8 protein-coding genes are annotated in these 12,746 nt (G+C 38.3%); all 8 read left to right on the forward strand.

All coding sequences use genetic code 11. The annotated features are described in order from the left end of the window. Window positions 1–96: 96 nt before the first annotated feature. The 8 genes from ACIQ0H_RS17075 to ACIQ0H_RS17110 all read left to right on the forward strand — a co-directional run bounded on the left by ACIQ0H_RS17075 (window position 97) and on the right by ACIQ0H_RS17110 (window position 12,729). Window positions 97–2,697 (forward strand): glycoside hydrolase family 84 protein, encoded by a 2,601-nt coding sequence (locus tag ACIQ0H_RS17075; protein WP_403417306.1) that lies wholly within the window; start codon window positions 97–99, stop codon window positions 2,695–2,697. A 123-nt stretch (window positions 2,698–2,820) separates the two neighbouring features. Next, window positions 2,821–5,730 (forward strand): beta-N-acetylglucosaminidase domain-containing protein, encoded by a 2,910-nt coding sequence (locus tag ACIQ0H_RS17080; protein ID WP_403417308.1) that lies wholly within the window; start codon window positions 2,821–2,823, stop codon window positions 5,728–5,730. Window positions 5,731–6,841: 1,111 nt separating this feature from the next. After that, complete coding sequence (locus tag ACIQ0H_RS17085; RefSeq protein ID WP_403417311.1) at window positions 6,842–7,885, forward strand: SIS domain-containing protein; 1,044 nt, start codon at window positions 6,842–6,844, stop codon at window positions 7,883–7,885. Window positions 7,886–7,938: 53 nt separating this feature from the next. After that, on the forward strand, window positions 7,939–9,216 hold the full coding sequence (locus ACIQ0H_RS17090; protein WP_403417312.1) for an ABC transporter substrate-binding protein: 1,278 nt from the start codon (window positions 7,939–7,941) through the stop codon (window positions 9,214–9,216). A gap of 72 nt (window positions 9,217–9,288) precedes the next feature. Further along, a complete protein-coding gene (locus ACIQ0H_RS17095) occupies window positions 9,289–10,173 on the forward strand; it encodes a carbohydrate ABC transporter permease (RefSeq protein WP_403417314.1) in 885 nt (294 codons plus the stop codon). Between the two features lies 1 nt (window position 10,174). Further along, window positions 10,175–11,077: a carbohydrate ABC transporter permease gene (locus ACIQ0H_RS17100; protein ID WP_403417316.1), complete on the forward strand. Its 903-nt coding sequence runs from the start codon at window positions 10,175–10,177 to the stop codon at window positions 11,075–11,077. Between the two features lie 14 nt (window positions 11,078–11,091). Further along, window positions 11,092–11,913: a PfkB family carbohydrate kinase gene (locus ACIQ0H_RS17105; RefSeq protein WP_403417319.1), complete on the forward strand. Its 822-nt coding sequence runs from the start codon at window positions 11,092–11,094 to the stop codon at window positions 11,911–11,913. Window positions 11,914–11,985: 72 nt separating this feature from the next. Further along, window positions 11,986–12,729 (forward strand): GntR family transcriptional regulator, encoded by a 744-nt coding sequence (locus ACIQ0H_RS17110; protein WP_403417322.1) that lies wholly within the window; start codon window positions 11,986–11,988, stop codon window positions 12,727–12,729. The last annotated feature ends 17 nt before the right edge of the window (window positions 12,730–12,746 follow it).

A 12,746-nucleotide genomic window follows, 5' to 3' on the forward strand; every position in this document is an offset into this window, starting at 1 on the left:
TTAAGGATTCGCATCAACTTAACAGCAGCATGGCTTATCGAGAACAATCACTACGACTAAGATAACTATTCCAATAAAAAATCGGGAGGAATCATAGTGTCGATAAAAAAGAGCAATTTCAGACTTATGCTGAGAAAGTTTACTTTGCCTATGTTGGTCATTATGTTGTTGTTAGTAACGGGACTAACTGGTGAAAAAATTAGCTATGCGAATGATGGAGATAAGATTGTGATTAACCCAACACCTCAGAGTTTGGTTGAAAAAGGGGAAGGGTTTTCGCTACCGCCTGTTGTCGGTCTTGTGATCGGTGAGGAGACAGACGCCACAGCGATTCGCGAGGTAGAGGAGGCTTTACAGGCAGCGAATGTGAAGCAAATTGAACGTAGCAATGCCGGCGAACCACTGCCAGATACTACTGTAACCATTTGGCTTGGTGGGCCAAGCGAAAACGAAGCAACTGCTAAAGTTTTGAAAGACTTGAAAGTCGCTGGACCAGAAGAGCTGAAAGCAGAAGGCTATGTTTTGGTGTCTGATGTCGATAAAAACGGTCAGAACCAGATTATCCTTGCGGGAAAAGATCAGGTAGGGACTTTTTACGCGGTACAAACATTCAAACAAATGATTCAGCAACGTTCTGGGGACTTTTGGGTTCCTTCAGCAGAGATTCGCGACTGGCCTGAAATGCCAATTCGTGGGGGAATTGAAGGTTTTTATGGTCCTCCATGGTCGCACCAGGATCGTCTAGAGCAACTCCGTTTTTACGCCGAAAATAAAATGAATGCGTATATTTATGCCCCAAAAGATGATCCCTATCATCGTGATAAATGGCGTGAACCGTACCCGAATGATAAGTTAATGGAACTGCAATCGTTGCTGGATCATGCGAACGAACAGAAAATTACCTTTACGTTTGCGATTTCACCGGGGAATACCATCTGCTTCTCGGACGATGCTGACTTCAATGCGTTGCTTGATAAAGCTGAGGCAGTTTGGGATCTTGGTGTTCGCTCATACGCTATTTTTCTGGATGATATCGATGCGAGCTTGCGTTGCGCAGCGGACAGAACAAAATTCCAAGGTGAACGTAACGCACCAGCAGCTGCACAGGCTTTCTTGTTAAATCGGTTTAACAAAGAATTTATTCAAACCCATGAAGGAGCTGAAAGGCTGATAACGGTTCCTACAGAGTATTCGCAAGCGGGAACTTCCTCATATCGCCAAGTTTTTGCGGACAAAGTAGACCCGGATGTAATTGTGCAGTGGACAGGTGTTGGTGTGGTTGCACCGACGATTACATCAGCGGATGCGGAGAAAATGTCAGGTATCTTTAAGCATGATTTGTTAATATGGGATAACTATCCTGTAAACGATTATGATCGAAACAGATTGTTTCTACATCCACTTGTAGGCAGGGACCCAGATCTAACGGAGCATGGAGTTATTGGATTAACCGCAAACCCAATGAACGAGGCAGAGGCATCTAAAATTCCGTTGTATACGATAGCAGATTACGTATGGAATCCGGCGGTATATGATGCGAACAATTCTTGGGAGCGAAGCATTCAAGCGTTTGGTGGGGATGTTGCAGACGCATTAAAGACATTTGCGGAGCAATCCTATTCTTCACAATTAAATGGAAAAGAATCGCCAACATTGACGCCATTAATCGAACAATTTTGGGCTACCTATGGAACGGAAAATTTTGATGAAGCAGCACAGAAACTCTTGGAAGAGTTCGAACGCATCCAAGATGCACCAGCGATTTTGCGTAATGAATTGAAGAATGAAAGATTTCTAGAAGAAGTTTCCCCTTATCTCGATAAAATGGAGCTTTATGGAGAGGCGGTGGTAGCGGCTGTTCAAATGTTGACGCTTCAGCAGAATAAAGGGGACGAGTCGTCATGGGATCAACGAATGATTGTGCAAGAGCGTTTGGAGAAAACGTATAAAATTCCGCAAAAGATTGCGGTAAACGTGATTGAACCGTTTCTTAAGCAAGCAGTTGTGAAAAACGATGAGTGGATCGGTGTTTTAATGAATTGGACGAAGAACATCGCGGCCCATAAACCGGCAACAGCTTCTGCGAACGAGGTCAATTATCTGACCCCTAATTTAGCTGTTGATGGGGACGAGTCAACGCGTTGGTCTTCAGGCCTAAGTAATAACCAATGGATCTACGTTGACCTGTTACAGCAGTATCCAATCAATAAAGTCGTGTTGAAATGGGAAGCCGCCTATGCGAGCGGTTATAAGATTCAAGTATCGAATGATGCGGTGAATTGGAAGGACGTCTATGTCACGAATAGTGGAAATGGTGGCGTGGATGAAGTTTACTTTGCTGAAGAAAACGCTAGATACGTGCGTATGCTCGGGACACAGCGGGCAACAAGTTGGGGCTATTCATTGTATGAATTCGAAGTGTATCAACCAAACCGCGCGAAGGATATGAAGACTCTCCTTGTCGATAATTTCGTGCCAGAAGGAGAGTTCAACAATGAAAGTGCGGCTCGCTCCATAGAAGTTCACTTGACGGCTGTAGAGCTTTTTGAGAAGCAAGCAGCAGCCCAAAAGGTCGTCAAACATATGGAAGGCTTCAAAGTATTACTGGACCAACAGCTGCAAAATAAGTTGATCTCCAGGAAGGCGCATTATATTCTTTCAATTGGTGCCGATGATTTGATTAAGAAATGGAAATAATTTTGTAGGTTTTGAAGCACTCGCATGTGGCGGATGGATAACTCATCACATGCGGGTATTTTTAGATGTACGATTTTCAATTGTTATGACTAAAGACGTAATCAGAAAGAGGAAGGTGATTGGATGTTGAAAAAGAGTCGTTTCACAACAATAGTAAAAAGGGCTTGTTTGCTTAGCATGTCCCTTCTCCTGCTACTCATGGTCGGTTTGAATGGCGAACAAATCAGGGCTGCGAATGAATCTTCAGCATCTGACAACATAGGTAATCGCTTAGTTCCATTACCTCGCGATATAGTTAGTAAAAGCGGTACATTAGAAATAAGTTCCCGGGTCAACATTTTGGGACAAGAAGCAGCAGATCAAGACGCCTTGCGGATATTGACTGAATTTTTACACGAAAATAACATTGTGATCAATGAAGAATTCGACAAAACGTCAACGAACTTTGCTTTAGGGGAAGAAGGCAACCTCACGTCAGATGTTCAAAAATTAGTGGAAAGTCTTAAACTTCCTACCGTTTCAAATCTTAAAGAGGAAAGCTATATAGTGGCAGTTCATGCAGAGGCAAATGACATAAGCCAAGGGGGAACCATTGTCCTGAAGGGGAAAGACGGAGATGGTACCTTCTATGCTGTGAAAACGCTCATTCAATTAGCTGAACAGGTAGATGGGTCACTTGCCTTTAAAAATCTACTCATTACGGACGAATCATCCATGAGCGTCAGAGGTATTGTAGAAGGTTTTTATGGAAATCCTTGGAGTCATAATGATCGACTCGATCAAATTCGCTTCTATGGAGATTACAAAATGAATACGTACATCTATGCTCCTAAAGACGATCCTTATCATCGGAATAGATGGCGTGACCCATATCCAGAAAGTGAAATGGAGCGTATGAAAGAATTAATCAATACGGCAAAGAACAACAAAGTTGATTTTGTCTTTGCCATTTCTCCAGGTATTGATATCCGTTTTGACGGTCAGAGAGGGGAAGAGGACTTCAATGCGCTTCTAAAGAAGAGTGAATCCCTATATGAGATGGGGGTACGCAGTTTCTCCATCCTATTTGATGATATCAATAATAAAGATGGAGTTAAACAAGCACAACTACTCAATCGTTTTAATAAAGAATTTATAAAAGAAAAACAAGATGTGAAACCACTTATTACAGTTCCAACTGATTATGATACGCGGTCAATGGGCGTTATTGGTGATTTGAATACGTATACAAAGGCGTTCTCTCAGACACTTGACAAGGATATTAAGGTCATGTGGACTGGACAAGCCGTAGTTTCTGAAAAACTTCCACTGGAAAACGTGGAGTTTATGCGGGCAGTTTATGGCGATCAGATTGGTGTTTGGTGGAATTACCCAGTCACAGATTACCTAAAGTCAAAACTTGCTCTTGGTCCAATTGTCAATATTGACGAAAGACTGGAAGGAAAACTTGATTTCTTCACGATGAATCCAATGGAACACGCAAATCTATCCAAAATTTCCTTGGCGACAGGGGCCGATTACTCTTGGAATATCACAGGATATGATGCTGATAGGTCATGGAATCGTACGATTGAACTTCTTTTTGGTGAACTAGCTCCTGAGATGAAAACGTTTGCGAATCATTCATCTCGTATGGTTGCTTCGTGGAGCATTGGTCGTGAGGATGCCGGAAATGTCCGTGAAACAATGGATCAATTATGGGTAAAGTTGTCAAAGAATGTAGATGCGACACTGGAGATTGATGCATTAACGAAAGAGTTTTCTGATATGGCGAAGGCTGCAGACACCTTGAAAGAAAAGTTGCCACAGACCATTCTACGTGAAAGTTCAGCAAATCTTAACAAACTAAAATTGTTGGGTGAAAACGGCAAGTCGGCTTTGGATATGGTTTTAGCAAAAGTCAATGAGGAAGAGGATAAATATCATGCATTAAAAAATAAAGTTCAAGCGAATTTACCTGCACTAAGAGGCGGGGCTAGAGTTTCTGAAGAAACGGTTCTGGCATTTATTGAAGCGGCTGTTAATTATGACCCACTGCCAGTTGTGTCGTTTGAAGCATCTACCACTTTAATTGCTCCCGGAGGGGAAGTGACGTTTACAAATACAAGTTCACTAACTACGGAAGAATTAGAATGGACTTTCGCGGGGGCTCAGATCGAGAGCAGTACAGCGCAAAATCCTACCGTTGTTTATGAAAAAGAAGGGATTTATACGGTTCAACTGGTGGGTAAAAATCCACTTGGGAAAGATGAAGTGATTCGAGAAAATTTAATAACAGTTACTAATCTTGCTAAAAGTGGCACTAAAAATCTTGCACTTGGTAAAACAGCAACTGCATCGAGTTCTTGTGCTTCAAGTGAAGGGCCAAAATTTGCGATTGACGGTAGTTTGCGGACAAAATGGTGTGGGAATGGTTCTGGTACCCATACGTTAACTGTAGATTTAGGTGGCATTAATGTTGTAAGTGAAATTGTGATGAAACACGCTGAAGAAGGCCAGGAACCATCAGGTAGTAATACCTCGGATTATCGTGTTCTAATTAGTGCAGATGGTGTGGACTTCAAAGAGTTAGTCAAAGTAACAGGCAATAAAAATGGAATTACCAAGGATCAAGTCCCTGCTACAAAAGGACGTTATGTTCGCCTACTTGTTGATAAGCCAACTCAAGGTGATGATAGGGCTGCGCGTATTTATGAGTTTGAAGTGATGGGGCTTGAAGGGGATGTTGAATTACCACCTAAATATGAAAAACCGGAAGAGCCACAACTAGTGGAGTCTGCGGTGGAATTGAAGGTACTCGTAGAACAACTGGCGGCAGAGGGAGCACTAGATAAAACTACTGCGCGTTCCTTGATACTTCATTTGACGGCGGTAAGTCGCTATGAACAACAAGAGTTAGGGGAGAAAGTACTCAAACACATGGAAGGCTTTAGGTTGTTGATTGACCAGCAAAGAGATCACGGGTTGTTGTCTGAGAACGTGTATAGCGTTTTGAAGGCTAATGCTAATTTTTTAATTAAGAAGTGGCAATAAGTTTTAAACGAGAGGTACTCAATTGCCTTGTGATTAATGTGACCATTTGTATTTGAACTGAAACGAGCCTTTCCGCGGTAACGTTGGGGAAAGGCTCGTTGTTTTTCTTTATTGTTGTGACGCGACAATTCTTTTGGTCATTCAAGTGAGGCAGTACTATGGGGAAATTACGGTGAATGACAAGGGAGAGTTTATCCGAATTGTGAATCGCGCGAGTAGTACGGCTTATAAGGTAGGCATGTATACCCCAATTCGGCAAATTGAACGGCAAGTTAAGTGCTTCAATCGATGTTGGTCGATCATGATTTGATTTTCACCCCCCCAATCAGTTATGCGGTTGCATTTACCAATGAAAAAACGGTAATTGATTTAGCAAAAAGCACCGGGAAAAGTAGAGGATAAATTTTTTCGCTTTGATGGCATTGTGTCGTTTATAAAGCTGAATTAGCGAAGAAGGCGCCTGTTTATTTCAAAGATGGAAAATGCAAGAGTTGATTGCGTATATACCTGGACAGCATATTAATTAGCATTCAATCAAAGTTTCTTTGGGGCAGGCAGTCAGTTTCTACGAAGAAGTGGAAGTGCCAGCAGCAGCAACGCGGGAACAAATCCTGCATTGCTTTCGGGAGAAGAGCTTGAATTGATTTCAACTAATTTTGAGTGAACCCAGTTTCCAGCGCAAATCCGAATAGCGTTGGAAACGGGCACCAATATTCTTTACATGTGTTGGTCTCAATGGCAAAATGACAAGTCGTTCGATTTCGAACAATTTGTCGTTTTTTAATGTAAAAATTTTTAAGTGCCCCCCTAAAGCGCTTGTTTTTCCTGGCGAGATGTACTAATCCAATGCTATAAAGATAAAAGCAATCGTAGGCTGTTTTCATCATGACAAAATTTTTAAAGACGAGAACGATTGACCTTGGTCTAAAAATCTAAATACGTATTATGGCTTAGATACTATTGTTTTTCTTTATGTTGCCTTTAAAAAATTTCTAATTGAGTGATATTTTTAACAGAAAATTAAAACTGTCTTGACTATTTGTAATATTAGGATATATAATAACAATCAATATAACGTCATATGACGTTATCAAAAAATGGGGGTGTTGACTTGAAACAAGAAAATGGAGTTTTAGTCAAAGAAGTTGAAAATGTAAAAAAAACTCAAAGGGGTGTGGACATGAAACAAGAACATGCAACTCAAATCCAGAATGTCGTAAAGGCGGTAAAGGCTAAAAATATTCAGAACGTATATTTTGTAGCATGTGGTGGGTCGATGGCTTCATTATCACTCGGAGAATATTTCATAAGTAAGGAAAGTGATGTACCTAGTTTTGTTTACACTTCAAATGAATTCATCCACCGCAATCCTAAATTACTTGGAAAAGATAGTTTAGTAATATTGAGATCTCATTCCGGTACAACACCTGAAACAGTCGAAGCGGCAAGTTTTGCAGCAAAAAAAGGCGCACTCACGGTGGCCATTTCAATGGAAACTGAATCACCTCTTTGCCAGGCATCTGAACACATCGTTCACTATAATTACAAAGATGGGTCAGATGCGATTGATGGTGAGGCAGGAATGTTTTATACATTAATATTTGAAATACTAAATGTTCTATCACCTAATGAAAAATATTCTCGTATTGTCAATCAACTATCGAAATTGGGGGGATTGATAGAAAAAAATACGGAACTATTTTCAGAGGCTGCCAATGAATTCGGCAAAAAGTATAAAAGAGAAAGCATTATATATACGATGGCAAGTGGAGCCTATATCCATCATGCATATTCATTCACGAGTTGTTTATTAATGGAAATGTTGTGGATTCACTCAAATGCAATTCACTCTGGAGAGTATTTCCACGGACCTTTCGAAATTACAGATTTTGATGTTCCGTTTCTAGTAATTAAAGGAAAAGGAGCGAGTCGTCCGCTTGATGAACGTGCTTTAGATTTTGTAAACAAATTTAGCGAAAAAGTAGAAATCGTAGATGTCGAAATGTTCAATTACGATGGGATTGATGATGATTTACGAGAATATTTTGGAACTGCATTAACGAGCTTTGTTTTAAGACTATATGCTGACGGATTATCAGAACATACGGGCCACCCATTATCGGTAAGAAGATATATGTGGAAAATGGAATACTAGATATCTAGTGTCACCGTTGTTACGAATCATCAAAAGACAAGGAGGGTTTCTCAATGAAAAAAGTGCTAGGTATTCCAATTATATTACTTTTGTTTATCACAATACTTACCGCCTGTAATGCAGACCAAGGAAATGAAAGTGCAAGTGATGAAGATACTGTTGAAATCAACTTTTTCCATAGGTGGCCGAATGAACCAAGAAAATCTTTTTATGATGAGAGAATAAAAGAGTTTATGGATGAAAATCCGAATGTCAAAATTAATGTTGACTCCGTTCTAAATGATTCATATAAAGAAAAGATTAAAGTTCTAGTTTCAAGTGATAAATTACCGGATATTTTTACTGCATGGTCAGATTCTTTTGCGCAGAATCTAGTTTCTTCCGAGAAGATTATGCCATTGAACGATGTCATTAGTAATGATGAAGAATGGTCCTCAAAAATAATTGAATCTCAGTACGGTGGCTTTACTTTTGATGATGTAACATATGGAATACCGTTTACGGTTGACGGCAAAGCATTTTTCTATAATAAAGAGATCTTTAAAGAGAATAACATTGCTGTACCTAGCACTTACGATGAGTTCATAGGAGTATTAGGTAAACTGCAAGAAGCTGGATATAAAGAACCTTTAGTAGAAGGGTTAACGAATACTTGGGCAATTTCTCATTACCTAGGTACTATTTTCCAAAGAGTTGTCGAGCCATCTATCTTGGAAAAAGATTATAACCAAGATACTGGAGAGTATACGGATTCCGGGTATATCACTGGACTTGAAGTGTTCCAAGAATTGACTACTTATATGGGGGATGTTTCGACTGCGATTGATCATGAAGCGGCTCGAAACATGTTTGGAAATGGCGAAGTACCTATCTTGTATATGCAATTTGCGGAGATTAAGATGGTCGAAGACATCGGGGATGTAGAAATTGGTTTCTTCAATTTCCCGGAAGTTTCAAACGGAAAAGGAAATCAAACTTCACTAACCGGAGCGCCAGAAGGTTGGATGTTAAGTGAAAATGCACCTAAAGAAGCTGTAGAATTTTTGAAGTTCTTGACTTCTAAAGAAACTGCGTTTGAATTTACAAAAACGGATGGTCAGCTAAATGCCGTTAAAGGTGCAGTTACTCAGGAAAATGTGAATGCAAATAGTCTGGAGGCGTACGATATTATTATGGAGGCGTCTACAACTGCACCGTGGTTTGATAATGCGGTAAATATAAACATCGCAGATATCTTTATGCGTGGCGGTCAGGAGTTAGCTACAGGGCAAACGACTCCAGAGGAAATATTAAAAGCCGTTCAGCAAGAAGCAAAGAAACTGAAAAAGTAGCAAATAAGGGGTTATAGAAGCCCTAATGCTCATTGAATGTTAGGGCTTATCTATATGAGAGAAGGTGTATGTATGATCATTAGAAAAAAACAAGTTATTCCAACTCTATTCATACTACCAAGTATTTTGTTATTAGGAATCTTTATTTACTTTCCACTCGTACAAAACTTCTATAATAGCTTTTTTGATTTTAGTGTATTTTCACCAACTAAAGAGTATATTGGATTTGCTGCATTTAAATACTTATTACAAGATAAAGTAATCGTTATTTCTTTGTTAAACAATATTAAATATGCAGTGATTTCAATGGTTTTTCAAGTTGCATTCGCATTAATTTTAGCAACAATTTTAGAGGATAAATTATTTAGAAGAGTTGCTCCGACTTTACGTATCATTTATTTTATACCGGTGATGATTTCAATATCTGTTATCGCACTATTGTTTGGTTTTATCTACAATCCTCAAATGGGGCTCTTAAATAGCTTTTTAGAAATAATAGGACTCGAAAACTTTGCGATCCCTTGGTTAGGAAATGCGACTGCATCAATCTATGCAGTTATTGCAATGTCACAATGGCAAAGTATAGGTTTTATCACGATGTTGTTCATTGTAGCAATTCAGAAAATTCCTAAAGATTTATATGAGGCAGCTGATATAGATGGTGCAGGAAAGGTAAGAAAATTTTTAAGTATTACTGTTCCACAAGTGAAGGAAACGATGTTTGTAAACACGTTAATTACGATTACAGGGGCTATGTTGGTTTTCAATGAGCCGTACATCTTAACCAATGGCGGACCAGGATTTAGTTCCATGACATTGTCGGTGCATATGTACCAACAGGGATTTGTTAAAGACAATATGGGGTATGCCTCAGCGATCGCAACATTGATCTTTGCACTGACAGCGATTTTTGCGTTGATACAAATAAAAGTTTCTGGAACTGGAAAGGATGAGTAGTGTGGCTAAAATAAATACAAATGAAGAATACGTGGAACACAATAGAATCACAGGATTCTTTAAATCTATTACGAAATTAAATTTACATGGTAAAGTTACCAAGAATCTAATTCTTCTAGGTTTATTGTTTTTTGCATTACTTATCCTTTATCCACTTTTTTGGATGGTCATTTCATCATTAAAAAGCTATGATGAAATTTATAATAACGTGTGGTCACTTCCCACAGAATGGCATTTTGAAAACTATCTAACTGCATGGTCTAAAGGGATATCAAGTTACTTCGTGAATAGTTTGATTGTTACGTTATCAACAATCGTATTGGTAGTTTTAATAGGATCTATGGCAGCGTTTACATTGTCGAGGTACAAATCAAAGTGGATTGATTTTTCGTTAATTTTTATAATCGGAGGACTCATGATGAATCCTCAAGTAGCTTTAATCCCATTATTTGAAATGCTAACTTGGATGGATTTAATCAATACTCGATGGGCTTTGATATTAACTTATGTCGCTTTTAGATTGCCATTAACTATTATATTAATAAGAGCTTTCTTCTTAAGTATACCGAAAGATTTAGAGGAATCAGCCATCATTGATGGATGCAGCGAGTATGGGATCTACAGTAAAATTTATCTTCCATTGTCAATCCCGATTATTATGACTGCAATTGTTTTCACTGCATTTTTCGCTTGGAATGAGTTTTTATTCGCCACTGTTTTTATTGATTCGGATGTTTTAAAAACAATTCCTTCTGGTCTGATGAATTTTAGGGATGCACTGCGAACGGATTGGGGCGTTCTGTTAGCTGGGATGGTAATAGCATCTATTCCAATGATTATTTTATTGATTGTACTACAAAAATATTTAGTTAGAGGTTTGTCTGAAGGATCAGTTAAGGGCTAAAGGGAGGAATTTATATGAATTTAATAGCTGTTGGTGATAATGTTGTAGATTGTTATTTGGATCAACAAACATATTATCCGGGGGGGAATTGTGTAAATGTAGCTGTCAATGCCAAAAGGAATGGTGCTGAACATGTAGCTTATATCGGGATTTTTGGCTCTGATAGCAAGGCAGAACATATCCAATATGCATTGAAAGAAGAATCCATTGATTATAGTCTTTCCCGAAAAGCAGATGGTTTGAGTGGCCAACCGGAAGTATCGCTTACGCCATCTGGCGATCGAGTTTTTGTTGGGGGAGCTAAAAATACTGTGCAACATACATTAAAGCTACAATTGATTAATGAAGATGTAGATTTTATATCGAAATTTGATGTCTGTCACATTAGTTGCTACTCCTCGATGGAAAGCGAACTAGCAAAGATTTCAAAGGTAATTGATATTTCCTATGATTTTTCGAACAGATTAGAGTTGGATTATATTGAATCCATTGCACAGCACATCAAATACGCATTCTTTTCTGCTGCTGAATTAAAGGAGCAAGAATTAAATATATTTATCGAGCAAGTAAAAATACTAGGCTTTGAAATAGTAGTAGTAACTCGTGGTAGTTTACCAGCTCTATTTATTGAAAATGGGAAGATTTTCAATCAACACTTAAATCCGATTACTGTTGTAGATACGATGGGAGCAGGGGATAGTTTGATTGGAGCATTTTTAGTTCATTATAATAATGAAGTAACGATAGAAGAGGCCATTGAAAGTGCAACAAAATCTGCTGAAAAAACATGCGGATTCTATGGCGGATTCGGCTACCCGATGGAATATAAACGATGAATTGTTTTATATTAGCTCTTCATGTAAAGTTAAATAACAATAATATCATGGCGTGCTGATAGGAGTTTAAAAATGAGGAGCCAAAAAAATGCGAATTCCGATGACTCGATTTTGTTATATGAGCAAATTAAAATCGGTATAAAAGAATTAATAAAAAGTAATAACTTAAAAGCTGGAGACAAGATACCTAATGAAAGTGAATTGGGCAAGATTTATAATGTAAGTCGGATCACGATTCGACGAGCTATAAAGGAATTAGTTGATGAAGACATTATAGAAGTCATTAGAGGAAAAGGAACTTTTGTTAAAGCAGCCAAAAAGGATATCCATTTATTAAACTTAAATGGATTTACAGATGGATTATCTACTGAAGAAAATAATATAGAAAAAGAAATTTTGTATAGAGGAATGGTATCTGGGAAATTAGACATTCCGGAAGTTGTTTCGAGTAAATATTACGAGTTTTTAAAATTAGTACGTGTAGTAAAGGATGCAGAAGGTCCCCTAAGTGTTGATTTTGCATATCTTCCAAAAAAACTTTATCCAGATATTGAAACATTAATATCCGATAGTTCATCTACATTTAAAATTATTAGAGAAAATTACAATATCAAGTTCACCAGGGTTGAAAAGGAAATTGAATACATACATCCATCGTCGGAAATTTGCAAACACTTGGGTGTTAATAAATTGTCAATCGTCATCCTAATAAAGAAAATAATCTATGATTCAAATAATTTGCCTGTTCATTATTCAAAATACTATTTACTAGGGGACAGGATTAAGTTTTATATAGATGCTGACTACACTGAATGAAATTTTGAACTGAATGA

The sequence above is a fragment of the Sporosarcina sp. NPDC096371 genome (assembly GCF_044762865.1).
Taxonomy (GTDB): domain Bacteria; phylum Bacillota; class Bacilli; order Bacillales_A; family Planococcaceae; genus Sporosarcina.